We start from the raw sequence: 25,419 nt of genomic DNA on the forward strand, positions 1-25,419 counted from the left end.
ATGACCTCCGTCGTCTGCCCCTACTGCTTCGACCGCTCGGCCGCCGCCCGGCTGCCGTTCCGCTGCCAGATGTCCGCGACCGGGGTGCGCGGCGGCAAGCCGTGCACGGCGGAACTCGACGCCATATGGGCGGAGTTCATGGGGCCGAGCGTGCCGCCGGCGCTGAAGATGCGCGGACCGGTCTTCACCGCCCCCCGCAGCCTGGGCAGCCGTCTCGGCGGGGGCACCCGCGCAGACTGCCCGCACTGCGGGGTGTCCACTCCGGTCCGGGTGTGCCTGCGCTGCCACAGCGACTTCCCGAGCGACTACACCGACCAGGACACCCGGATCATCGCCCTGCTGGGCCCCAAGGCGTCCGGCAAGAGCACGTACGTCTCGGTGCTGATCAACGAGCTGCGCAACCGGGTCGGCCGGGCGTACGGCGCGTCCATCACCGCGATGGGCGGCGAGACCCAGCGCCGGGACCGGGAGATGGCCGAGGACCTGTACGACCGGCTGCGGCTGCCGCAGGCGACGCGGCCGGCGGCGCTCGGCTTCAACGACCCGCTGCTGTACCGGCTGAGCCTGCCGATGCGCCGCCGGCTGCGCGGGGACGGCAGCCGGCACACCGCGCTGGTGTTCTTCGACGCGGCGGGCGAGGACCTGGGCAGCGCCGAGGCCATGGACCGCTACACGCACTACCTGGCCGCCGCCGACGGGATCATCCTGCTGGTGGACCCGCTCCAGATGCGGGCCGTACGGGACCAGCTGCCGGTGGACGCGGGCCTTCCGCTGCCCACGGTGGAGACCCCGCCGCAGCAGATCGCGGCAGACCTGGCGGCGCAGTTGCGGGCCCACGGACGGGGCAGTTCGCGGGGCCGGGTCACCACGCCCGTCGCGGTGGCGGTGACCAAGACGGACTCCCTGTTCTCGCTGGTGGGGCCACACTCCCCGCTGCGGCGCAATGCCGGCCACGCGGGCGGCGCGGTGGACGACGAGGACCGGCTGGCCGTGCACGAGGAGATGCGGGGGCTGCTCGACGGCTGGGACTCGGGGGCGCTGTTCCGGCAGCTGGACCGGGACTTCGCGCAGCTGTCGCTGTTCGGGCTCTCGGCGCTCGGCTCCCCGCCGCCCGCGCACGCGCCGGCCGACGCCCCCAAGTCGGGGCCGCAGCCGCTGCGGGTCGAGGACCCGCTGCTGTGGCTGCTGGGGCTGGACGGGCTGCTGCCGCGCACCGGAACCGGCGGCGGGGGCCGGCGTACGGCGGCCGCGGCGGCGGCCACGCGTACGGGTGCGGGTGCGGCGGCGGGCGGTCCGCACGCGTCGGGAGGAGAGGCGTGAACCTCGCGCAACTGCACTACACCTCGGCGCCCCCGGGGCCCGACGGCTCGGGCTTCCGGTTCACCGCGGTCAGCCCCGGCGTGCCCGCGTCGCTGCTGCGCGAGGCCGAGCAGCTGATCGGATACGAGCCGCCCCGGGACGCGCCGCCGCGCCCGAGCGCGGACCAACTGGGCTCCTTCCCGCAGGCCTTGAGCCTGAGCGTGCTCGCCGACGGCAGCCGGCTGCTGGCCCGTTCCGTGTACACGGGCGCCGACTACAGCGGCCGCTGGGGCAATTTCCACGCCCATGCGGTCCATCTGCCGCAGCCCGCCGGCGCGGACCGGCCAGCCGAGTGGCCGCTGCCGATCACCTCCTGGGGCTCCCCGCAATGGGCCGCCGACTCCCCGCCGGCCGGGTTGCCCGTACCGCCGCTGGCATCGGTCCCCGCCCCGGGCCCGCTCGACGTCGGCGCGCTGACGGCCTTCGTGGCCGCCCGGGGGCGCTGGCTCCCCGGGTTCTTCGCCGACGTGCGCCGCCTCGCCGAGGACCCGGCCGCCCCGCAGCTCGTCCTGGTGGAGCAGGACAGCGAGGCGGTGGCCTGGTGGATCATGCTCGCCTGCAGCGTGCTGCCGCACCGGCGCGGCCAGTGGCTCACGTTCACCACGTACACCCGCCGGCCGCAGCTCTCCCGGCAGCAGATCATCGGCGTGGTGCCGGAGGACGGCCTGGGCCTCGCCGGGCAGGAGCACCGCTACCGGGTGTACGACGCCGGCCGCGCGACGGCCCCCGACCCGGTCCCCGACCCGTGGGCGCGGACCGCCGCGCTGATCTGGCGGGCACAGCGGCAGGAACTGTTCGACGACGTCCGGTGGCTGCCCGGCGAGCCGTCCGGGCCGTACGAGGCGGGCCCGCTGGCCGCGCTCTCGCTCGCCGCCGGCGTCGGCCTGGACTCGGCGGGCCGGACCGCGGCCGCCGACTGGGCGGCCGGGCACCGGGACGCGCTGGACGACGCACAGCTGCACGCGCTGGCCCTGGCGCTGGCCCGCCCGGCCGAGGACCGGGGCCCCGAGGAGGCCGCCGCGAGCGGGCGGCTGCTGTCGGCGCTGGCCGGCTGGGCACCCGCGCAGGTGAGCGAACCGCTGGTGGAGCTGGCCCTGGCCGGGGCCGTGCGTTCGGGCGGCGCCGCCCCGCCCGCCGGGATGCTGGGCGAGGCCGCGCGGCTGCGGCTCGCGGCCGAGCTGGAGCCGGAGCTGCGGGCGGCGCTCACCGACCCGGCACGCGAACCGGGCGACCGGGTCGGCATGCTGCGGGTCGCCGCGGAGCTCGGGGTGGACACCGCGGAGCTCCTGCCCGATGTGGCACGGCAGTTGGCGCGCGCCCTGATCACCGATCCGGAACGGGCGTACGGGGAGGCGGTGCGGGACGCGCTGGCGGATCTGCCGCGGCTGCGGGACCTCGTGCTCGACCGGCTCGACGGGCTCGCGGCGGGCGATCCGGCCGCGGGGGCCCGGCTGCAGGTCCTCGCCCCGCTGCTGCCGACCGGGGCGGGGCCCGGGGCGCTGCCCCACCTGCGGATGTGCGCGCAGGCACCCGCGGCGGCGGCCGGGGACCGGGTGAAGGCGCTGACCCGGCTCGTGGAGCACTCGGGGGTCCCGCTGGAGGAGGAGCCGCTGGTGCTGCGGACGGCGATGCGGCTGGTGTGGGGCGCGGAGCCGCCGACCGCGGGCGAGGCCTGGCTGGCCCTGTCCGCGCTGGGCGACCGGGCCCACCGGGAGGCCGGCACCTGGGAGCTGCTCGCACGGGCCGCGGTGTCCGCCCCGGCCGACGACCGGTACGCGGAGGAGCTGGCGCCGGAGCTGCTGCGGCGCTTCGCCGCGGAACTCCCGCCCCGGCTGCGGCCTTCGCTGCTGCTGCTGGAGCTGGCCCGGAACCTGCGGGCCGGGGAGACGGGACCGGGCTGGGTCCGCCAGGCCCTGGACCTGCGGACGCTGGACCCCACGCCGACGGCGCTGGAGCACGCCTACGCGGCGGTGGCGGCCCGGCTGCTCGCCGATGACCGGCCCGGGAGCGAACTGCGGGCCCTGGTCGAGAGCAACGACGCGGGGCTGCTGGCGGCGTACCGCCGGGCCGCCCGGGAGCCCCGGGTCTCGGACCGGCTCAGGCTCGACCCCGGGTACGCGGCGCAGTGCTTCGCCACCTGGTCCTCGCAGCCCCAGGCGGGCCCGGTGTGGCAGGAGACCCGCACCGACCTGCTCGACGGCGTGCTGCGGCCGGTCGTACGGAGCCTGCCGGCCGCGGAGCTCACCGCGGTCGAGGAGGCCCTGGCCCGGCTCGGCGGCCGCTGGGCGGAGGACTTCCGCGGCTGGCAGCGGCCCGGCGCCTTCGGGCGGCTGCTCGACCGCTTCGGCGGCTCCGGCCGCCGCGGCGCGAAGGGCGCGTCCGGGAGCCCGCCGCTGCGGGGCGGCCCGGGCGGACCCATCGCCCCCGGCAGGCCCGTCGCCCCCGACGGCGACGCCGACGAGGACGGGCGGCGGCCGTGAACCCCGGGCTCATCGCACAGGTCCTCGGGTGGGCCACCGCAGTGATCGGGGTGGCCGTCTGCCTCGGGTACGGGCTGTGGCGGTTCCTGGCGCTGTCGCTGAAGGCCGCCGGAACGGCGTTCGGGCCGCGCACCCCGGGGGTCCCGGACCCGCGGGTCACCGCGTACCCGGGCACCGAGCCGGGGCAACCCGCCTACTGGGCACGGCAGATGTGGACCGACGCCGCGACCGCGGGGCGGGCGGCCGCGTGGGCCGTGTGGTACCTGCTGGTCCACCACTGGCTCGACGAGATCGTCCGCCACCGGCTGCTGAGCGGCCGCAACGGGTCGACGGGGGACCGCGCCGAGCACGCCCTCGGGCGGCTCCTGCTGCGGCTGCTCGCACCGGCGACGGCGCTGGCCGCACTGCTGTCCGCACTGCTCTCCGGCGCCCTGCTCGTCGGTGTCGCGGCGGCGTTCGCGGTCCAGCTGCTGCTGGCCGTCGGCGTGGCGCTGGCCGGGGTGCTGGCCGGGCGGAGCGCGGAGCGGCTGTGGAAGCTGGCCCGCGGCATCCGCATGAAGTGCCCGTACCCGGGCTGCTACCGGCCGTTCCCGCTGGCCGTGCACGTGTGCCCGGGCTGCGGGGCCGCCCACCGCGAGCTGCGGCCCGGCCGGTACGGGGTGCTGCGGCACGTCTGCCGCTGCGGGCAGGCGCTGCCCACCATCGCCCTGGCCGGGCGACGGGGGCTCGCCGCCCGCTGCCCGCACTGCGACCAGGGGCTGCCGCCGGCCGTGGGCACCACGCGGGTGGTGCACCTGCCGTTGGTCGGGGGCACCTCCGCCGGGAAGACCATGCTGATGGCGGCGATGCTCGACGGGCTGCGGTCCTGGTCGCACGAGTCGAGGCTCACGGTCGAGTTCGCCTCCCCGGCCGACCGGCGCGAGGCCAACACCCTGGGCCGGCAGGTGGAGTCGACGGGGTGGGCGCTCAAGACCCAGGGCGGGCAGCCCCGGGCCCTGATGCTGCTCGTCGGGCGCGGGAGCCGGATCGGCCTGCTGCGGCGGCAGCGGCTGCTGTACCTGTACGACCCGATGGGCGAGTCGCTGCGCGACGCGGACACCACCCGGCGCCAGGAATACCTCGCGCACGCCGACGGGGTGGTGCTGGTCGCGGACGTGCTGGCCTCGCCCGTCGTACGGCGCGCCCTGCGCGCGGGCGACGGGGAGCTGGCGGCCCTGGCCCGGCCCGCCGACCTCGGGCCGGTGGAGACGTACGCGGGGTTCACCGGGGAGCTCCAGGGCCTCGGCGGCCGGAGGCGGCGCCTCGGAGTGGCGGCGGTGGTGACCAAGCGGGACGTGCTGGACCGGCTGGACTCGCTGCCCCGGCCGCAGGACCCGGTGGACGCCTGGCTGGCGGGGATCGGGCTGGGCGAGCTGGTGCGCGCCCTGGGCCACGACTTCGCGGCGGCCCGCTACTGGGCGGTCAGCGCCCGTGCCGCCACCGGGGCGGGCGCCCTGGTCTCGGAGCAGCGGCGGGCGGCGGAGCCGGTGCTGTGGCTGCTGTCCCGGACGGGGCTGCGGACCGGCGGGCCGACGGCGGCGGCGCAGGAACCGAGGCTGCCGCGGCTGCCCCGGCCACGGGGACGTGCCGGCCGGACGACACCGGATCGATCAAGCCTGTGACGTGGGCCGGGGCGAAGGCCTAGGGTCCAAGGGTCGCTGAGAGGAGCAACACCCCATGGTGACACCGCAGATCGCGCGGGGGCGGCTGCTGATGCTGGTCCTGTTCGTGGCGGCGGTCGTGATGACGGCGGCCGCCGGGCTGGCGGCGCTCGTGCGGTACGTACCGCAATGGCTCGGGAGTTGAAGGAGATTAGCGGTGAGTGACATCCCCGGTGGGCCGATGGCGAACCGGCCCGTCCACTTCATCTGGCTGCTCGACTGCTCGTATTCGATGCAGGGCGAGAAGATCGGCCAGCTCAACTACGCGATCAGAGAGGCCGTTCCGGAGATGCGCTCGGTGGCGCAGGACAATCCGGCGGCCCAGCTGCTGCTGCGCACGATGACGTTCTCCACCACGGCCCGCTGGCACCACCAGGACCCGGTTCCGGTGGAGGACTTCACCTGGCAGGACGTCCAGGTGGACGGGATGACCAATCTGGGCGAGGCGCTCCAGCTGGCGGCCCGGGAGCTGGACACCCCGCCGATGCCGCAGCGCGCGCTGAAGCCGGTGCTGGCGCTGGTCTCCGACGGGGTGCCGACGGACGACTGGAAGGCGGGGCTGCGGGCGGTCGACGCGACCCCGTGGGGGCGCAAGGCCGTACGGGTGGCCATCGCGATCGGCGCGGACGCCGACCGCACCGTGCTCCAGGAGTTCCTCGGCAATCCGGAGCTCCAGCCGCTGGACGCGAACAGCCCCAAGCAGCTCGCCGCGGCGATCCGCTGGGCTTCGACGGCCGCGGTCAAGGCGGCCTCGCAGCCGGTGGCGGGCTCCGGGGACGGCACGGTCAAGCAGCCGCCGTACGCGCTGCCGGTGCTCGACGACGACGATGACGACGTGTGGTGAGCGCGCCCGTGTCACCGGAACCACCGCCCCTGCCGCTCTGGGCCACGTTCCGCGAGAGCGTCCAGGGCGTGAACAAGACCCGCAACCAGGACTACTGCGAAGTCTCGGGGCGCGGCACGGCCGAGGAGCCGCTGATCATGGCGGTGGCCGACGGCCACGGCTCCGCGGCGCACGCCCGCAGTCATCTGGGCTCCCGTTTCGCGGTGGACCTCTTCGTCGAGGAGGCCCGGCGGTTCGGGGCGCTCGCCCAGCCGCGCGGCGAGGAGCGGCCGCCGAGCCTGGCCTGGCTGATGCACTACGCCGAGCACGCCTTCCCCCGCCAGCTGGTCAGCGCCTGGCGGGAGAAGGTCCTCGGCAACTGGGAGCGGACCAGCTCGCACGTGGAGCCGGGCCTGTCCGAGGACCGCAAGGTGCTGCTGTACGGGAGCACGCTCGTCGGCGCGGTGCTGACGCCCCGCGTGTTCGCGGCCTGGCAGCTCGGCGACGGCGAGCTGACCGTGGTGGACGACGACGGGCGGGTGACCGTTCCGCTCGCGCCCGCCGAGGCGGACCTGGGCGACGAGACGGAGTCGTTGTGCAGCCCGGAGGCCTGGCTGCGCGTACGGACGCACTGGGCGCCGGTGACCGCCCCCTCGCGGGCGCCCCGGCTGGTCGCGGTCTCGACCGACGGGCTGTCCAAGAGCTTCGCCTCGGACCAGGGCTTCCGCCAGTTCATGGCCGGACTGGACGACCGGCTGTCGGCGGAGGGCGCGGACGCCGTCCGGGCCGTCCTGCCGGAGTGGCTGGGCAAGGCCACGCGGCATTCCGGGGACGACACGACCCTGGTGGCCGCCTGGTACCCGGGGCCCGCGACGGCCGCCGGGGCCATGGGGCCCGCCGGGGCCCCGGAGGCCACCGGGGCGGCCGGTCCCACCGGGGCGGCCGGTCCCACCGGGGCCACGACCACAGACGCGGCACCACCGACAGACCCGCACGGGAGAGAAGAATGAGCGGCATGCTCGACAGCGGAACCCTGCTGACGACCGACAGCGGCATGGGCGTGGAGGTCCTCGACCTGCTCGGCGCCGGCGGCCAGGGGGAGGTCTACCGGGTGCGGACCCCCGCCGGGTACCAGGCGCTCAAGTGGTACTACCCGGCCTGCGCCACCCCCGCGCAGGAGGACATCGTCCGCCAGCTGCTGGGCCGCGGGTTCGACGACGACCGCTTCCTGTGGCCCCTGGACTTCGTGGCCGACGCGCGCGGCGGGTTCGGGTACCTGATGGACATCCGCCCGGACCGGTTCAAGGGCCTGCCTCTGCTGTTCCGGCGGCAGTTGCGCACCTCGACCAGGGCCCTGCTGAAGGCCTGCCTGTACACGGTCGAGGCGTACCAGGCCCTGCACTCGCGCGGGATCGCGTACCGGGACATCTCCTGGGGCAACATCTTCTTCGACCCTGCCACCGGAGACGTGCTGGTCTGCGACAACGACAACGCGGTGGTGGAGGGCGACAGCACCGGCATCTCGGGGACCATGGAGTTCATGGCGCCCGAGCTGGTCCGCGGTGACCCGGGGTTCTCCCCCGGCACCCAGAGCGACCTGCACTCCCTGTCCGTGCTGCTGTTCATGCTGCTGATGAACCACCACCCGCTCAAGGGACGGCGCGAGCTGGCGATCCACTGCCTCGACGAGGCGGCGGAGCGCAAGCTGTACGGGAAGCAGCCGCTGTTCGTCTTCGACCCGCAGGACTCGTCCAACGCGCCCGACCGCACCGAGCAGGCGACGGTACTGGCCACCTGGGCGGCCGCGCCGGACTCCCTGCGGGACCTGTTCACCAAGAACTTCACGACGGGACTGCACGATCCCGCGGCCCGCGTCCGCGAGTCGCAGTGGCGGGACACCCTGCGGGCGGTGCTCGACGCGGTCGTGGAGTGCGCGCAGTGCGGGAAGCAGAACATGACCGAGCCCCGGGCCGCCGATCCGGGCAGCTGCTGGAACTGCGGGAGCACGCTGGTGCTGCCGCCTCGGCTGGTGCTGACCACGCCCCCGCCGCGCACCGAGCACCACATCCTGCTGCACCGCTCCTCGCGGGTGCAGGCGCACCACCTCGCCCCGGAGCCGGCCCGGCACGACTACGGCGACGGGACGCTGGTGGCGCAGCTGACCGAACACCCGCAGAAGCCGGGCCGGTTCGGGCTGGCGAACCGGTCGGACGCGGCGTGGACGGGAACCCGCGCGGACGGCTCAACCCAGCGGATCGACCCGGGGCAGACCGTTCCCCTGCGCTCGGGCCTGGAGCTGGACTTCGGCGGCGCGCGGGCCGTCGTACGGGCGAAATAGCGGCACCGGGAGGTCAGTTCGCCAGCAGGCGGCCGATCTCCTGGGCGAGGGCGAGTCCGCCGCTGCCGACGCCGAGACCGAGGGTGATCGTCTCCAGCGCGCGGCGGACCACCCCCGGCTCGACGGCGCGCCGCTGCTGCGCGGCCCGGTCCAGTTCGCCGTGCAGGGTGTCCGCCGCCTCGATCCGCTCCGGGGCCGCGCCCTGGTCGCGGAGCCACCGAGCGAGTTCGGCGGCCAGCCGCAGCGTCTCGGCGGCGGTGTCCTGCTGCCCGACGTTGACGTTGACGGTGCCGTTGTCACCGATGATGCCGGCGTTGACGTTCCCGTTGAAGTTGAAGGTGCCCATGCGCTCTCCTGCTTCCGCTTCCGCTGGTCGTGGTGTCAGGGCGTGCCGCGGCCCTGGCCGGACGGTCCGGCCTGGGCGCCGCCCGGCCCGTTGTGGTGGTTGACGGTGCCGTTGTCGCCGATGACGCCGGCCTGCACACTGCCCTGGAAGGTGTAGGTGTGGGTGTTGATGACCTGCTGCGCCTGGTCGTACGAGCTGGTGTCGATGTTGTGGGCCTTCAGGAACCGCTCCGTCGCTATCAGCACACCCTGCTGGAGGCGCTGCAGGAAGTCCTGGGAGTCCGTGCGCTCGGTGTAGCCCAACTGGTCCCAGTCCGCGACCCGTTCGCGGATGCTGTCCACCGCGCCGTAGTCGTACAGCGCGTGCCGCTTGTCGATCTCGCGCCGCACCTTCTCCAGGGCGCGGGCGCGCCCGCGCCGCGCGGAGGCCCGCCGCCCGAGCCGGGAGGCGGCCTTGAGCAGTGCGGTCCCGGTCCGGGACGTGGCGAAGGAGACGAGGCTCCACCAGCGCTCGAACCCGTCCACCGGCAGCCGGTTCACCCGGTCGAAGCGCTCCTGGAGCGGCGGGATGCCGTACGCCGACACCTCCCAGGTCAGGCTCGGGTGGTGGAGGCGGGCCCGCAGGTGCATGGAGACGATGGCCCGGCCGCCCTCGCCGGCCCGGACCAGGCTGAGGTAGGTCCGCATGCCGGCGCCGGACTGCATCAGACCGGCCTGGACCAGCTGCTTGGGGATCTGGGCGCGCGGCCGGCGCAGCCGGTCCGGCAGCAGTTCCGTCCCCACGTAGGGGACATTGGTCCCCATGACGTAGAGCCGGTTGCGGACCTGGAGGCCCTTGAGTCCGGCGATGTTCTCCATCTCGCGTGCCACGTAGGTGTGCAGGTCGACCGCGTCGAACGGCTTGACGCCCAGCTTGCCGCCGCCCACCGGGTCCTCGGCGGGCCGGCTGACGTCGATGGGCTGCCAGACCATCTCCTTGAGCTTGGAGCCGCTGCCGACGAACGGGTTGGTCCGCTCGGCGCTCGCCGTGTACGGGACCACGTTGGCCCGCTTCTGCTCCAGCAGCCGCTGCTCCGCCTCCGGCTCGACGGCCGGGACCAGGTCCGCGGGCCGCTCCGCGCCGTGCTCCACGGCGAGCGCCGCCGCGCGGGCCCGGCTCTCGGTCTGGTGGACCAGCCACCAGGCGCTCGCGTACGCGAGGAGGACCAGTGCGGCGGCCGGGTACGCGAGCCCCCACCGGGAGGTGGCCACCGCGTACAGCAGGACCGGTACCGCGGCCCACACGCCGACGGCGCAGATCCAGGCGAGCCGCCGGTCCCGTACGTCGATCCGCCGGACGGCGGCGCGGGCATGGCGGGCCAGCGCCACCAGGTCGATGCCGAGGGACAGGCCGGTGGCGCGCAGCCGGTCCTCGGTGAGCTCCACGTCCACGTCTCGGGCGAAACCCTCGTCCAGGTGCGCGCCCGCGCACAGGTGCCGCGTCACCGCATCGGTGCGGTACTGCGCCAGCGCCGGTAACCGGCGTGCTGCCATGTGCCCCTCCCCCGTGGTCCTCGGATCACCCTACGGAAACGGGCCCCGCCTGTCCCGCCGTTGAACGCGAACAGCCCGGCGGGGACAACCGGTCGCCCCGTACGGACTGCCGCTCTCACCGCGGGGCCGCACTGCACCGGTCGGCGGGGCTCGGTCCCCCCGCGCCTCAGCCACGCCGACCGGCGATCAAACCCCCGTTCGGGCCGGCCGCTCAGGCGCCCGCCTCCGCCATGCGGCGGCGCAGGCTCAGCGGCCGCATGTCCGTCCACACCTCGGCGATGTGGTCCAGGCACTCCTGCCGGGTACCCGCCGTGCCCTCGGCGTGCCAGCCCGCCGGCAGCTCCCGGTCCGCACGCCAGACGGAGTACTGCTCCTCGTCGTTGCGCACGACCCGGTAGCCGCTCTCGTCGGTGTCACTCATCGCTTCGGTCCTCCCGCAGTCATTCGGTCAGCGGGTCACAGCGTGCCGCCCCGGTCCGGCCCCGCCATAGGGACAAACGCGCAGAAGGACCGGCGACCGGTGCTGCCGCTCCTTCCCTGGTGGCGGCGGTGTGCGCGGCGGCAGTGTTCGGGCCAGCCAGGGTGGCGTCCGAGAGGTACCGACAGGGTGCCGGACGGAAGCGCCGCCGGCCACCCCATCAGGCTGGAAGGAGCTCCGCCATGTCGGACACCCCGGAGACCGTGCACCTGCCCACCGGCGGGTGGCGGTTGTGGGAGCACTTCGCACTCCGCGGTCCGGGCTTCCCGGCCGAGGGGGTCCTGCGCATGGCCCCGCCCGGACTCGCCCTGGCCGCCGACAAGTTCGGGCCGGGCGACGCCCTCGCCGGCCCGGACTGGGAGGCGTTCACCGGGGCCTTCGACACCGGCGCCGTGCGCACCGCCGGGCTGCTCCAGGACATCGCGGCCTCGCCGCGCTTCCGGGCCGCCGTGGCCTGGCAGAACCCGGCCGTGCTGCGCACCGGGATCGCCCCGTTCCTGAACTGGACGCCGACCGCGGCGGGCCGCACCAGCATGCCCCGCCAGCGCGAGGAGCTCGTCGCCCACTACTGGCAGCGGTTCTGCGTCAAGAACGACACCATCGGATTCTTCGGACCCGTCGGCTGGGGCCGCTGGGACCCGGCCACGGACGGCGTGCGCGTCGACCCCGGCACCGGCGGATTCCTCGCCGACTCGCGGGTCTACTTCGCCAGCTGGGCCATCGACGCCCTCGCCAGATCGCTGAACGCCGACCCCGCGCTGCGGGCGTGGATACCCCCGCGCCGGGTGTCCTTCGTACGGGCCGAGGGCCTCGCCGTCCACATGCCGGGCCGGCCCCCGCAGCCCCTCACCGCGACGGCGCGTGCCGTACTGGACCTGTGCGACGGGACCCGTCCGGTGGCCGTGATCGCCGGGGCGCTGGGGATCCCGGTGGCGGAGGCGACCGAGACCGTGCAGTGGCTGCTGGCCAAGCGGTGGGTGCACTGGCGCCTCGACGTGCCGACGGGCACCTACCCGGAGCGGGAGCTGCGGGCCGTCCTGGAGCGGATCGGCGATCCGGCCCTGCGGGAGCCCGCCCTGGAGAAGCTGGCCGTCCTCGAACGCGGGCGGGACGCCGTGCAGGCGGCCGGCCTGGACGCCGAGGCGCTGACCTCGGCGATCGGCGCCCTGGAGGCGGACTTCGCGGCGCTGACCGCGACCGGCGCCCAGCGGTCCAAGGGCGAGCGGACCGCGCCCTGCCGGGGGCTGGTGTACTCCGACGCGCGGCGCGCGGCGACGGCGACCCTCGGCACCGCCCTGCTGGGCGAGCTGACCCCCCTCGCACAGTGCCTGACCGCGGCGCGCTGGATGACGAACCGGTTCGCCGAGCGGGTCGGGGCCCGGCTGCGGGAGGTGTACGAGCGGCTGCGCGCGGCCGGACCGGTGGACCTGGGGGCGATGTGGCTGGGCTGCCTGCCGTCCCCGTACCCGGAGGCGGGCCGGGACCTCGATGCCGTCCAGGCGGAGCTGCGCGCGAAGTGGGCGCGGATCCTGGCCGTGCCCGAGGGGGCGCGCCGGATGCGGGTGTCCTCGGCGGCCATCGCCGAGCGGGTGCGCGCGGAGTTCGAGGAGCCGGGTGCGGGCTGGTCGCTGGCCCGCTACTTCAGCCCGGACGTGCTGCTGCTGGCCGAGAACGCGGACGCGGTGGCACGCGGGGACTTCGAGATGGTGCTGGGCGAGATGCACAGCGCGCTCAACACGATGGGTGCCTCGCTCTTCGTCCACCAGCATCCCGACCGCGACGAGCTGATCGCGGAGACCACCCGCGACTTCCCCGGGCCGCGGCTGCTGCCGATGCTGCCGAAGGAGCTGCCGCTGAAGTGGTCGACGCGCAGCAGGCCTTCGCTGGACCGGCCGCAGGACTACTACGTCTCCCTCGTCGACGACACGGGCGACCCGTACCGCCCGCGCACCGTCCTGTGCGCCGACGTCGCGGTGGAGGACCGCGACGGCACGCTGACGGCGGTGCTGCCCGACGGGGCCGCGTTCGATCTGCTCGACGTGTACGCGAACACCCTGACGCAGCGCGTGATGGACCGGTTCACCCTGCGTCCGGAGGGCGACCACACTCCGCGGATCAGCATCGACAAGATGGTGGTGGCGCGCGAGACGTGGGCCTTCCCGGCGTCCGAACTGGCCTTCGCGGACGAGAAGTCCGAGGCCAGGCGGTACGTACGGGCCCGGCACTGGCGGCAGGAGCACGATCTGCCCCGGTTCGTGTTCGTGGTCTCGCCGACCGAACCCCGGCCGTTCTACGTGGACTTCGACAGTCCGGTGTACCTGAGCATCCTCGCGAAGGCCGCGCGCAGGCTGGCCCGCAAGGATCCGGGCGCCAAGCTGAAGGTCAGCGAAATGCTGCCGACCCCGGAGCAGGCCTGGCTGACCGACGACCGGGGCGACGCGTTCACCTCGGAACTGCGCTTCGTCGCCGTCGACCAGACCGCGGTCGACCGGACCGCCGTCGACCGGGCCGCGGACGGGAGCGCGTGATGCGGACCTTCGTCGACGACATCGCCGCGCACGCCGCCCTCGCCCCCGACCGGGTCGCGGTGGTCACGCCGGCCGGCGAGGTGACGTACGGGGAGCTCATCGCCCGCATCGACGCGCTGGCGGCGGTGCTGCGGGCCCGGGGCGCCCGGCCCGAGACGGTGTGCGCGGTGGCCGTGGAGCGCGGTGCGGACGCCGTGGTCGGGCCGGCCGCGGTGCTGCGCTCCGGGGCGGCGTTCCTGAGCCTCGACCCGGACCAGCCGGCGGCCCGGCTGGCGGCGCTGGTCCGCAGCGGCGGCGCCGACATGCTGCTGACCTCCTCGGCCCTCGCCGGCCGGCTCGACCTGCCGGTTCCCGGTACCCCGGTGCTGCTGGACCGCCCCGGGAGCGTGTCCGGCCGGGGCCCGGAGCCGACCGGGCCGCTCGGGGAGCGGGCGCTCGCGTACGTCAGCCACACCTCCGGGAGCACCGGCGAGCCCAGCGCCGTGCTGGTCGAGCACGGCGGGCTGGACTCTTATCTGCGCTTCGTCGCCCGCGACTACGGCCTCGGGCCGGACACGGTGGCGCTGCAGGTGGCCCCGCTGGGCTACGACGCATCCCTGCGGGACACGTTCGCCCCGCTTCTGGCGGGCGGACGGCTGGTGGTGGTGCCGCGTTCGGCGCTGCTGCGGCCGGAGGAGTTCGGCGGCGCCGTACGCGAGTACGGGGTGACCGCACTGCTGAGCGTGACGCCGTCCTTCCTGGCGTTCCTGGCCGGGCAGCCGGACGCGTCCGGACTGCTCGCAGGGGTACGGGTGGTGGTGTCCAGCGGTGAGTCGCTGCGGCCGTTCCTGACGTCCGGCGGACGGGCCCTGGTGCCGGGCTCACTGGTCAACCAGTACGGGCCGACCGAGTGCACGATGACCTCGACCCGCTACGCCGTGCCGGCCGAGCCGGACGTCCTGACCGACCTCGTGGGCACGCCGATCGACGGCGTGGTGGTCCGCCTGCTCGACGCCGGACTGTCGCCGGTGCCCGACGGGGCCGTCGGGGAAGTCTGCATCGGCGGGGCCGGGGTGGGCCGGGGCTACCGCGGGCTGCCCGCCCGTACGGCCGAGTGCTTCGTACCCGATCCGCTCGGGCCGCCGGGCGCGCGGATGTACCGGACGGGCGACCTGGCGAGCCGGGGTCCCGACGGGCTGGAGTACCTGGGGCGCCGGGACCGCCAGGTGAAGATCCGCGGCTACCGGGTGGACCCGGCCGAGGTGGAGGGCGCGCTGCTGGCCCATCCCGGGGTCACCGGGGCGGTCGTCACCTCCGAGACCGACGCCCAGGGGCGGGTGTTCCTGGTCGCGCACGTCACCGGTGACCTGGCGGACGTGAAGGACGCCGCGCTGCGCGCCCACCTGGGCGCCACGCTGCCCCCGCATCTGATGCCGCGCCGGTTCGCGCGGCTCGCGCAGCTGCCCACCACCCGCGGCGGGAAGGCCGACCGCCGCGCCCTGTCGCAGACCGGAGGCCGGCCATGACCACGGCACCCGCCACATCCCCGGCGCACGCGTCCCACTCCCCGGCGTCCCATGCACCCACACCCCGTACGTCCCACTCGACCGGGCGCCGGGCGGCGGAGCCCACACCCTCCCCGTCCGCGGGCCCCGCAGCGTCCGGCGCGTCCGATGCACCGGCCGGCGCCGTGCGCATCCCGCTCGGCCGGGCCGACGTGGAGGCCGCCGCCGCGCGGATCGCCGGCCTCGTCCGGCGCACCCCGCTGCTGCCGGGGCTGCCCGCGCCCCAGCGCCGGCGGGCCGGCTGGAGGGTGCTGCTGAAGGCCGAACACCTCCAGTACAGCGGGTCGTTCAAGCTGCGCGGGGCGGCCAATGCGGTCCTTGCGCTGGGCGCCCGCCGGATCGTCGCCGGATCCTCCGGCAACCACGGCATCGCGCTGGCCCGGCTGGCGGCCTCGCTCGGTGCGGAGGTGACCGTGGTGCTGGCCGGCGGGGCGCATCCCGCCAAAATCGCCCTGATCCAGGCCCTCGGCGGGCGGACGGTCGGCGTGCCGGGCGGCGTCGCCGAGCGCGAGGCCCGCGCGCGGGCCCTGGCCGAGGAGACGGGTGCGGTCCTCGTGCCCTCCTCCGACCACGAACTGGTGGTCGCCGGTCAGGGCACGGTCGGCCTGGAGATCCTGGCCGAGGCGCCCGACGCGGAGACCGTGTTCGTGCCGACCGGCGGGGGCGGGCTGCTCGCCGGGGTGTGCCTCGCCGCGTACGGGCACCCGGTGCGGGTGGTGGGCGTCGAGCCCGCCGGCACCCCTCGCTACGCCCGGTCGCTGGCCGCGGGGCACCCCGTACGGCTGGCGCCCGGTGACACCGTCGCCGACGGGCTGCGGGGCCAGCAGCCGGGGGCGGTGCCCTATCCGATCATCCGGGACCGGGTCGACGACCTGGTCGCCGTGTCCGACGCGGAGATCCTCGCCGCGGCCGCGCTGCTGCGGCGGCGCGGGTTCGAGGCCGAGCCCTCCGGCGCGGTCGCGCTGGCCGGGGCGATCCGCGCGGGCCGCGGCAACGGCCGCTCCGTCGCCGTCGTCTCGGGCGGCAACACCACGGCGGCGCTGACGGCGGCCGCCGCGGCCGCCGCCTCTGCCCGTACCACCCACACCACCCGTTCGTTCCTGGAGGAGATCTCATGACCACGACCGAGAGCCCGACCGTGCAGCTGACCGGCGCCGCCCTGACCGAGCTGGTCGTTTCCGTCTACCGGGAGACTCTGGGGGTGGCCGACCTCGACGAGCAGAGCGACTTCTACGAGTGGGGCGGCGACTCGCTGACCGCGTTCCGGATCACCGCACGGCTCGAAGAGGCCCTCGGGGCCGAGGTCCCGGTGGCGCTGGTCTTCGCCTACCCCTCGCCCGCGGACCTCGCCGACGTCGTCCACACCGACTTCGTCCGGGCATGAGGGGCCGGCCATGACCGAGACCTACGTACCCGGCGGCCGCTGGCGGCTGTGGGACCAGTTCGCCCTGCGCGGGCCGGGCTTCCCGGCCCGGGGCGTGCTGCGGCTGGCCCCGGACGGGCTGGCCGCGGCCGCCGACAAGTTCGACCCCGACGAGGGCCCTGCGGGCCTGGCCGGTGAAAGGTGGGGGGAGTTCGCCGGCCTGTTCGCCGAGGCCCAGGTGGAGACGGCGCACACGCTCCAGGAGATCGCGCGGATGCCCGCCTTCCGGGAGGCGGTGGCCTGGCAGAACCGCCCGGTCCTCGCCTCCGGGATCACCCCGTTCCTGAACTGGACGCCGTCCGCGGCGGGCCGCACCAGCATGCCCCGCCAGCGCGAGGAGCTCGTCGCCCACTACTGGCAGCGGTTCTGCGTCAAGAACGACACCATCGGATTCTTCGGACCCGTCGGCTGGGGCCGCTGGGACCCGGCCACGGACGGCGTGCGCGTCGACCCCGGCACCGGCCTGATCGCCGGATCGGAGGTGTACTTCGCCAGCTGGGCCGTCGACGCCCTGGCGGCCCGGATCGACTCCGACCCGCAGCTGCGGGAGTGGGTGGCGCCCCGGCGCGTGCCGTTCGTCCGCCAGTCCGGCATGGACGTGACGGTGCCGGGCCGCCCGCGCCAGGCCCTCGCCGAGGGGGCGCGCGCCGTACTCGCGCTGTGCGACGGCGTACGCCCGGCCCGCGAGATCCGCGCCGCGCTGCCGGGCGTGGACGTGTCCGCGGTCCTGGCCGATCTGGTCGCCCGCCGGTGGGTGGTGTGGAAGCTGGAGGTGCCGGCCGACGCCCGCCCGGAGCGCCACCTGCGGGCCTGGCTGGACCGGGTCGGGGACGCGGGGCTGCGCGAGCCCGGTCTGGCCGCCCTGGACGCCCTGGAGCGGGGCCGGGACCGGGTGCGGTCCGCACAGGGCCCCGAGGCCCTGGTGGCCGCGCTGACGGACCTGGAGGGCGAGTTCGTCGCGCTGACCGAGACCGCCGCCGTACGCGAGAAGGCGGCCGGAACGGCCCCCTGCCGGGCCCTGGTGTACTCCGACTGCCGGCGCGCGGCGACCGCCTCCCTGGGGCGGACCGTGCACGAGGCCCTCGCCCCGCTGGACCCGCTGCTGACCAGCGCGGGCTGGCTCACCGCGCGGCTCGCCGACGCGGTGATGGCCCGGGCCCGGGAGGTGTACCGGAGGCTGGCCGCGCAGGGCCCGGTCGATCTGGCCGCGTTCTGGTTCGCCTGTATGCCGATCCTGCACGGCGCCGCCCGCTCGGAGTCCGCCGAGCTCCAGCAGGAGTTCCGCAGGCGCTGGGACGCGATCCTGGCGCCGCCGCCGGGCACCCGGCGGGTCAGGCTGCCGCTGGAGGCCGTCGCCGGGCCCGTCGCCGAGCAGTTCGCCGGCCCGGGCGGCGGCTGGACCGCAGCCCGCTGCCTCAGCCCCGACATCATGATCGCCGCCGCCGGGGAACGGGCCGTGGCCCGCGGTGACTTCGAGCTGGTCCTCGGCGAACTGCACGTCGCCGCCAACACCCTGGGCGCCTCGCTGTTCGTCAACCAGCACCCGGACGCCGAGGAGCTGCTCCGGCTCACCGACCGGGACCATCCCGGTCCCCGGCTGATGCCGCTGCTGCCCAAGGAGCACCGCTCCCGGCTGTCGGCGCGGATCCGGCACTCCCTGGTCCGCCCGGAGGACTACTACGTCGCCCTCGTCGACTTCACCGCCGATCCGGGCCGGCCCCGTACGGTGCTCAGCGCCGACGTCGTGGTCACCGAGCGGGCGGACGGCGAGCTGGCCGTGATCCTGCCCGACGGGGCCGAGTTCCCCGCGGTGGACGTGTTCTCGCACGTGCTGACGACGCTGGCGATGGACCTGTTCCAGATCCTGCCGGACGGGGCCGACCACTCCCCCCGGGTCACGGTGGACCGGCTGGTGGTGGCCCGCGAGACCTGGCGGCTGCCCTCCGAGGACATGGACTTCGCCGAGGAGAAGGACGAGGCCCGCAGGTTCGTACGGGCCCGGCAGTGGCGGGAGCGGCGCGGGCTGCCGCGGTTCGTGTTCGTGGTGCTGCCGACCGAGACCCGCCCGTTCTACGTGGACTTCGGCAGCCCCGTGTACGTCAGCATCCTCGCCAAGGCGGTCCGCAGGATGGCCCGCAAGGAGCCTGACGGCCGGGCCGTGTTCACCGAGATGCTGCCGAGCCCCGAACAGGCCTGGCTGACCGACGACCAGGGCGAGGCGTACACCTCCGAACTGCGCTTCGTGGCGGTGGACGAGGGCTGACCACGGCAGCGTACGAAGCGGCGCGGTGCGTACGGCACGACGCGTACGGCACGGCGCGTACGGGGCTGCGCGGACGACGGCGGCGCGCACGGCGGAGCAGCAGGCCGTGCGGCGGCGCCGTTGCGCGTTCTACCCCCCGGCGGCTGCGCACGCGGCTGCGTCTTCTTCCCTACTGACGGATCTCCGCAGACAGCAGTGTTGAGGAAAACACCGCTTGGAGGCCCACAGTGAAGGTTGTCGCAGCGCACGGTGGAGCGGCGAGGCACGGCAGCGAAGCCGGCGACGTCGTCCGCGACGGTGCCGGAGTGTCGTTCGCGCAGCGGAGGCTGTGGTTCCTCGACCAGCTCACCGGAGGCTCCGCCGAGTCCCTGCTCCCGTTGGCCCTGCGCATCCGCGGCGCCCTCGACGTTCCGGCCCTGGAGCGGTCGCTGGCGGGCGTCGTGGACCGGCACGAGGTGCTGCGCACCCGGTTCACGGCCGTCGACGGGGAGCCCGTACCGCGGGTGGACCCGCCGGGACGCACCCGGCTGGCGCGGGTGGCGGCGGGCAGCACCGACGAGCTGTTCGACCGGGAGCTGGCGCGCCCACTCGACCTGGCGAAGGAGCACCCGCTGCGCGCCACGCTCGCCCGCCTCGGGCCCGACGACCACGTGCTGCTCCTGGTGGTCCACCACATCGCCGTGGACGGCTGGTCCTGGGACGTGCTGCTGCGCGAACTGGACGCCGGCTACCGGGGCGAGGCGGTGGACGCGCCCGCGCTGCAGTACACCGATGTCGCCCGCACCGAGGCGGACCGGCTGAGCGGGCCGCGGATGGAGCGGCTGCTCGGCTACTGGCGCGAGCGGCTGGCCGGGGTCGCCCCGCTCGCACTGCCCGCGGACCGGCCCCGGCCGGCGTTCTGGGACGGTTCCGGGGACGTGGTCCGCTTCGAGCTGCCGGCCGAACTGGTCTCCGAGGTCGACCGGGTGGCCCGCGCGCAGCGCGCGACCCGCTACATGCTGCTGCTCGCCGTGTACCAGGCCCTGCTGGGGCGCTACTCCGGCCGCTCCGACATCGCCGTGTGCACCACCCTGGCCGACCGCGGGCGCGCCGAAGTAGCCGGTCTGATCGGCCCGTTCGTCAACACCATCGTGCTGCGCACCGACCTGTCCGGCGATCCGACCTTCGCCGCCCTGCTGAGCCGGGTCCGGTCGGGGGCCCTGCGGGACTTCTCCCACGCCGAAGCGCCGTTCGACCGGGTGGTCGGCGAGGTGGTCACCGAGCGCGACCTGTCCCGCCACCCCCTCGCGCAGGCCTCCTTCACCCTGCTCAACACCGTTCCCTCGGCGGCCCGGCTGGACGACCTGGACGTGGCGCTGGTGCGGACCCCGCTGACGGGCACCCCGCTGGACGTGTTCCTCGACCTGAGCCTGCGTGCCAACGGGGACATCGCGGCACGGCTCCAGTACTCCACGGCCCTGTTCGACCAGAGCACGATGGTCCGCTTCACCGAGGGCTACGTCGAGCTGCTGCGCGCGGTGACGGCGTCGCCGGACACCCCGTTGGCCGAACTCGCCGGGCGGCTGGAGCCGCTGCCCGGCAAGGAGCTCCGGCGCCTCGTCGGCATGGCGGGCTCGGGGCGCGCCGCGCCGGCCGCGGCGCCGTTCACCGTGGCGGGCGAGCCCGGCGCGCCGGCCCTGGTGTGCGGGGAGGAGACCCTGCGCTACGGCGAGCTGGACGCCCTCGGCGGCGGCCTGGCCACGGCGCTGCGGGCGGCGGGCGTCATCCCGGGGACCCCGGTGGGCGTGTGCCTGGAGCGCGGGATCCGGTCGGTGGCAGCCATGACCGCGATCTGGCGGGCGGGCGGTGTCTACGTACCGCTGGACGCGGCGCTCCCCGAGGAGCGGCTGCGGTTCATGGCGGCCGAGGCCGGTCTGCACTGCGTGCTCGCCGATGCCCTGACCGCTTCGCGGGCAGCCGCGCTCGGCCCGCGGGTGCTCCGGGTGGAGGACGCCCGACCCGATGCGGATGCCCCGCACCACACGCCCGACCCGCAGGACCTCGCGTACGTCATCTTCACCTCGGGCTCCACCGGGCGTCCGAAGGCCGTCGGGATCGAGCACGGTGCCATCGCCGCGCATGTCGCCGCCGCCCGCGAGGAGTTCGGGATCACCGCCCGGGACCGGGTGCTGGCGTTCTCGTCCTTCTCGTTCGACGCCTCGCTGGACCAGCTGCTGACCGCCCTGGGCTGCGGGGCCACCCTGGTCCTGCGGCCGGACGAGCAGTGGCTGCCCGCGCAGATCCCCTCGGTGGTCGAACGGCACGGGATCACGGCCTTGAACCTGCCGCCCACGTACTGGGCCGAGCTGGCCTTCTCACTGACCGACCGGACCGCGGCCGCGCTGGCCCCGCTGCGCCTGCTGATCCTGGGCGGCGAGTCCGTCCCGGCCGCGGCGCTGGCCGCATGGCTGGCGCGGGTCCCGCAGGTGCGGGTGCTCAACGCGTACGGCCCCACCGAGACCACCGTCACCGCCACCACGCACGGCATCGACGCGGCCGGCGACCCGGCACGGGTACCGATCGGGCGGCCGCTGGGCTCCCGCCGCGTGTACGTGGTCGACGCGCACGACGAGCTCGTGCCGGTCGGCGAGCCCGGCGAGCTGCTGATCGGCGGGCCGGAGCTGGCCCGCGGCTACCTCGGCCAACCGGCGCTCACCGCAAAGAAGTTCGTACCCGACCCGTTCGGCGGCGACGGCGGGCGGCTCTACCGCACCGGCGACCTGGTCCGCCGGCTGCCCTCCGGGGAACTGGAGTTCCTCGGCCGCACCGACGACCAGGTCAAGATCCGCGGCTTCCGCATCGAACTCGGCGAGGTCGAGGCAGCCCTAGCCGCGTGCCCCGGGGTGGTGGCCGCCGCGGTGGCCGTCGGCTCGGACGCCCAGGGCGGCAAGAGCCTGACCGGCTACGTGGTGGCCGGACCCGGCGGCCCGGTGGAACCCGCCGCACTGCGGTCCTTCTGCGCCGGCCGGCTGCCGCACCACGCCGTGCCCGCGGACTTCGTGGCGCTCGACGCGCTGCCCGTGAACGCCTCGGGCAAGCTCGACCGGGCCGCCCTGCCCGCCGCGCGCCCGGACGGGGAACGGGCGGACCGGGACCGGGCCGCGGGCGGCGCCGAGTTCGTCGCGCCGCGCGACGCCGGCGAGCGGGTGGTCGCCGAGATCTGGGCGGAGGTCCTGGGCGTCGACCGGGTCGGCATCGACGACGGGTTCTTCGACCTGGGCGGCCACTCCCTGCTCGCCACGATGGCCGTGTCCCGGATCGCGGAGCGGCTCGGCCGCGAGGTCGAGCTGCGCACCCTGTTCGAGAACCCCCGCGTCCGCGAGTTCGGGCCGCTGGTGGCCGCGGCCCGGCAGGCGGGCGCCGCCGCCGTCGTCCCCGTGGACCGCTCGGGTCCGCTGCCGCTGTCCTTCGCCCAGGAGCGGATGTGGTTCCTGGACCGGATGTCCGACACCGGCGACGAGTACGTGCTCTGGTTCTCCTGGCGGATGCGCGGCGGGCTGGACCGGGACGCCTGGCAGGGCGCCCTCGACGAGGTCGTGTCCCGGCACGAGGCGCTGCGGACCGCCCTGGTCGAGGTGGACGGCCGGCCGGCGCAGCGGGTGGCCGACGGGGTCCGCGTACCGCTGGTGTGGCAGTCGGCCCCGCCGGGGGACGACGAGGCCGCGCGGCTGGAGCAGCTGCGGACGGTCGCCGTCTCGTACGCCACCCGCCGCTTCGACCTGGCCGGCCCGCCGCTGCTGCGGGCGGGGGTGTGGGAGCTGGACCCCGAGGACCACGTCGCCGTCATCGCCTTCCACCACGTGGCGACCGACGGCTGGTCCAAGGATGTGATCATCGGCGAGCTGGCCGCGTCGTACGCCGCCCGGGTGGCGGGGCGTCCGGCCGAACTGCTCCCCGTCCCGATCCAGTACGGGGACTTCGCGGTCTGGCAGCGCGACCGGATGGCCGGCGAGGTGCTGGAGCGGCAGCTGGCGTACTGGGAGCGGGCCCTGGCGGGCGTGCCCGTACTGGAGCTGCCGACGGACCGGCCGCGCCCGGCGGGGTGGTCGGGCCGGGGCGGTGCGGTCGAGATCGACCTGCCGAAGGAGCTGGAGGCCTCGCTCGGCGAGCTGGCCGGCCGGCACGGGGTGACCCGGTTCACGGTGCTGCTGGCCGTGGTGCAGATCGTGCTGGGCCGCTGGTCCGGGCAGCAGGACGTGGCGGTGGGCACACCGGTCGCGGGCCGCGGCCAGGTGGAGCTGGAGCGGCTGGTGGGGCTGCTGGTGAACACGGTGGTGCTGCGCGGGGACCTGTCCGGCGAACCCTCCTTCACGGAGTTCCTGGGCCGGGTCCGGGAGTCGGTGCTCGGGGCCTTCGACCACCAGGAGGTGCCCTTCGAGCGGCTGGTGGAGCAGCTGCGGCCGGAGCGGGACCCGTCCCGCAACCCCTTGTTCCAGGTGATGTTCGACGTACAGGAGAGCGCCGCCGGCGGTCCGCGGGTCGAGGGCCTCGACGTGGAGCACTTCGTCCTGCCGTGGGGTTCGGCCAAGTTCGACCTGACCGCCACCTTCCTGCTCTATCCCGACCGCTTCGCGCTGAACGTGGAGTACGCGAGCGACCTCTTCGACGCCGCGACGGTCACCCGGTTCGCCGGGCACGTGGGCCGGGTGCTGGAGTCGGTCCTGGCCGATCCGGAGCAGGCCGTCGGACGGGTGGAGCTGCTGTCGCCCGCGGAGTACGCGGAGCTGGCCGGGGCCGCGGGCTCGGGGGCGGCCACCCCGGTGGCGGCCCCGGTCACCGTGTCGGGCGCGCCGGACGCGGTGGCGCTGCTCTGCGGGGACGAAACGCTGACCTACGCCGAGCTGGACGGTCTGACCGGCGGGCTGGCCCGTGCCCTCGCCGCCGCCGGCGTACGGCCGGGCACTGCGGTCGGCGTCTGCCTCCGGCGCGGCATCCGCTCCGTGGCCTCCATGGCCGCCGTCTGGCGGGCGGGCGGGGTGTACGTGCCGCTCGACCCCCGGCTGCCCGAGGACCGGCTGCGGTTCATGTGCGCCGAAGCGGGCGTGCACAGCGTCTTCAGCGACGCCTCGACCCACGAGCTGGCCACCGCGCTCGGGCCGCGGACCGTCCCCGTCGACTCCGTCGTGCCCGACCCGGACGCACCGCACCACACCCCGGCCCCCGACGACCTCGCCTACGTCATCTTCACCTCGGGCTCCACCGGCCGCCCCAAGGCCGTCGGCGTCGAACACCATGCGCTCGGCGCGCACGGCGCCGCGGCCCGCGAGCTGTTCGGCATCACCGCGGACGACCGCATCCTCGCCTTCGCCTCCTTCTCCTTCGACGCGTCCCTGGAGCAGGTGCTGCCCGCCCTCGGCGCGGGAGCCTCGGTGGTGGTCCGCCCGGACGAGGTGTGGTCGGTGGAGGAGCTCGCCGAGGCCGTCCGCACTCGGGGCGTCACGGTCATGGAGGCCACTCCCGCCTACTGGGAGGAGATCGTCGCCCGGCTCGACACGGTCGCCGGGGACCTCAAGAGCCTGCGGCTGCTGGTGACCGGCGGCGAGGCCCTGCCCTCGGCGCCCCTGGCCCGCTGGTTCGCCCATCTCCCCGACGTGCCCGTCGTCAACACGTACGGGCCGACCGAGGCGGTCATCTCGGCCACCGCGCACACGGTCACCGAGCCGGTCGAGGGCCGGGTGGCGATCGGCAGGCCGCTGGGCTCCCGCCGGGCGTACGTCGTGGACGCCCACGGCCGGCTCGTACCCGTCGGGGTGCCCGGCGAGCTGCTGATCGGCGGGCCGGAGCTGGCCCGCGGCTACCTCGGCCAACCGGCGCTCACCGCACAGAGGTTCGTACCCGACCCGTTCGGCGGCGACGGCGGGCGGCTCTACCGCACCGGCGACCTGGTCCGCCGGCTGCCCTCCGGGGAACTGGAGTTCCTCGGCCGCACCGACGACCAGGTCAAGATCCGCGGCTTCCGCATCGAACCGGCCGAGATCGAAGCCGTCCTGGAACAGCACCCGGGCGTGCACGGCGCGGCCGTACTGGTCCGGGAACTGCGCGGCGAGCGCGCCCTCGTCGGCTACGCGGCCGGCCGGGGGCTCGACGCCGAGGTGCTGGCCGCCTGGTGCCGGACCCTGCTGCCCGGGTACATGGTCCCCGCCGCGTTCGTCCTGCTCGACGCCCTGCCCCGCACCGTGCAGGGCAAGGTGGACACCGCCGTCCTGCCCGACCCTGCCCTGCCCGCGCCCGCCGCGTCCGTGGCTCCGCGCACCCCCACCGAGGTCGTGACGGCCCAGATCTGGGCCGAGGTCCTGGGCCTGCCCGAAGTCGGGATCCGGGAGGACTTCTTCGCCCTCGGCGGCCACTCGCTGCGCGCCGTGGCGGCCGCCTCCCGTCTGCGCACCGCCTTCGACTGCCCGATCCAGGTACGCGACCTTTTCGACCACCCGACGGTCGAACTGCTCGCCATGGAAGTGGAACGACAGCTCATCGACCAGATCTCCACGATGAGCGACGACGAGATCGACCTGTCCCTGACCTCCGACTTCTGATCGCCGCGACGATCCCAGCCCTTGATTGGACGG

16 protein-coding genes are annotated in these 25,419 nt (G+C 75.4%); 13 read left to right on the top strand and 3 right to left on the bottom strand.

Annotation, left to right across the window (positions count from 1 at the left end; genetic code table 11):
* The 7 genes from ABTY04_RS27020 to ABTY04_RS27050 are packed head-to-tail and all read left to right on the top strand — an operon-like array spanning position 1 to position 8,700.
* Positions 1 to 1,320, top strand: a complete 1,320-nt coding sequence (locus ABTY04_RS27020) for a TRAFAC clade GTPase domain-containing protein (protein ID WP_352215987.1) — start codon at positions 1 to 3, stop codon at positions 1,318 to 1,320.
* Positions 1,317 to 3,839: a GTPase-associated protein 1-related protein gene (locus ABTY04_RS27025; protein WP_352215988.1), complete on the top strand. Its 2,523-nt coding sequence runs from the start codon at positions 1,317 to 1,319 to the stop codon at positions 3,837 to 3,839. The genes ABTY04_RS27020 and ABTY04_RS27025 overlap by 4 nt, the downstream gene beginning before the upstream one ends.
* Positions 3,836 to 5,500: a TRAFAC clade GTPase domain-containing protein gene (locus ABTY04_RS27030; RefSeq protein WP_352215989.1), complete on the top strand. Its 1,665-nt coding sequence runs from the start codon at positions 3,836 to 3,838 to the stop codon at positions 5,498 to 5,500. The genes ABTY04_RS27025 and ABTY04_RS27030 overlap by 4 nt, the downstream gene beginning before the upstream one ends.
* Positions 5,501 to 5,555: 55 nt before the next feature.
* Positions 5,556 to 5,684: a hypothetical protein gene (locus ABTY04_RS27035; protein WP_352215990.1), complete on the top strand. Its 129-nt coding sequence runs from the start codon at positions 5,556 to 5,558 to the stop codon at positions 5,682 to 5,684.
* A gap of 36 nt (positions 5,685 to 5,720) precedes the next feature.
* Entirely contained in the window at positions 5,721 to 6,383 is a 663-nt protein-coding gene (locus ABTY04_RS27040; RefSeq protein ID WP_352216039.1) for a vWA domain-containing protein, read from the top strand.
* A gap of 8 nt (positions 6,384 to 6,391) precedes the next feature.
* Positions 6,392 to 7,372: a PP2C family serine/threonine-protein phosphatase gene (locus tag ABTY04_RS27045; RefSeq protein ID WP_352215991.1), complete on the top strand. Its 981-nt coding sequence runs from the start codon at positions 6,392 to 6,394 to the stop codon at positions 7,370 to 7,372.
* Positions 7,369 to 8,700, top strand: a complete 1,332-nt coding sequence (locus ABTY04_RS27050; protein ID WP_352215992.1) for a protein kinase domain-containing protein — start codon at positions 7,369 to 7,371, stop codon at positions 8,698 to 8,700. The genes ABTY04_RS27045 and ABTY04_RS27050 overlap by 4 nt, the downstream gene beginning before the upstream one ends.
* A gap of 13 nt (positions 8,701 to 8,713) precedes the next feature.
* Here ABTY04_RS27050 and ABTY04_RS27055 read toward each other — a convergent pair whose 3' ends face one another.
* The 3 genes from ABTY04_RS27055 to ABTY04_RS27065 form a co-directional block, all read right to left on the bottom strand.
* A complete protein-coding gene (locus ABTY04_RS27055) occupies positions 8,714 to 9,046 on the bottom strand; it encodes a hypothetical protein (protein ID WP_352215993.1) in 333 nt (110 codons plus the stop codon).
* 35 nt (positions 9,047 to 9,081) lie between these two features.
* Positions 9,082 to 10,578 (bottom strand): AbeC-like domain-containing protein, encoded by a 1,497-nt coding sequence (locus ABTY04_RS27060; RefSeq protein ID WP_352215994.1) that lies wholly within the window; start codon positions 10,576 to 10,578, stop codon positions 9,082 to 9,084.
* Positions 10,579 to 10,789: 211 nt separating this feature from the next.
* A complete protein-coding gene (locus ABTY04_RS27065; RefSeq protein ID WP_352215995.1) occupies positions 10,790 to 10,999 on the bottom strand; it encodes an MbtH family protein in 210 nt (69 codons plus the stop codon).
* Positions 11,000 to 11,238: 239 nt separating this feature from the next.
* On the opposite strand from ABTY04_RS27065, the gene ABTY04_RS27070 reads away from it, so the two are divergent.
* From ABTY04_RS27070 to ABTY04_RS27095, 6 genes are all read left to right on the top strand, one after another.
* Positions 11,239 to 13,584: a lantibiotic dehydratase gene (locus ABTY04_RS27070; RefSeq protein ID WP_352215996.1), complete on the top strand. Its 2,346-nt coding sequence runs from the start codon at positions 11,239 to 11,241 to the stop codon at positions 13,582 to 13,584.
* Positions 13,584 to 15,089 carry an amino acid adenylation domain-containing protein gene (locus tag ABTY04_RS27075; protein ID WP_352215997.1) on the top strand — a complete coding sequence of 502 codons (1,506 nt, stop codon included), beginning with the start codon at positions 13,584 to 13,586 and terminating at the stop codon, positions 15,087 to 15,089. Before ABTY04_RS27070 ends, ABTY04_RS27075 begins: the two co-directional genes overlap by 1 nt.
* Positions 15,086 to 16,246, top strand: coding sequence for a threonine ammonia-lyase (locus ABTY04_RS27080; RefSeq protein WP_352215998.1), 1,161 nt, complete (start codon positions 15,086 to 15,088; stop codon positions 16,244 to 16,246). The genes ABTY04_RS27075 and ABTY04_RS27080 overlap by 4 nt, the downstream gene beginning before the upstream one ends.
* Positions 16,243 to 16,512, top strand: a complete 270-nt coding sequence (locus ABTY04_RS27085; protein ID WP_352215999.1) for an acyl carrier protein — start codon at positions 16,243 to 16,245, stop codon at positions 16,510 to 16,512. The genes ABTY04_RS27080 and ABTY04_RS27085 overlap by 4 nt, the downstream gene beginning before the upstream one ends.
* A 10-nt stretch (positions 16,513 to 16,522) precedes the next feature.
* On the top strand, positions 16,523 to 18,814 hold the full coding sequence (locus tag ABTY04_RS27090; protein WP_352216000.1) for a lantibiotic dehydratase: 2,292 nt from the start codon (positions 16,523 to 16,525) through the stop codon (positions 18,812 to 18,814).
* Positions 18,815 to 19,041: 227 nt separating this feature from the next.
* Positions 19,042 to 25,386, top strand: coding sequence for a non-ribosomal peptide synthetase (locus tag ABTY04_RS27095; protein ID WP_352216001.1), 6,345 nt, complete (start codon positions 19,042 to 19,044; stop codon positions 25,384 to 25,386).
* Positions 25,387 to 25,419 lie beyond the last annotated feature (33 nt).

The organism is Streptomyces sp. NPDC097981 (assembly GCF_040302565.1).
Classification (GTDB): domain Bacteria; phylum Actinomycetota; class Actinomycetes; order Streptomycetales; family Streptomycetaceae; genus Streptomyces.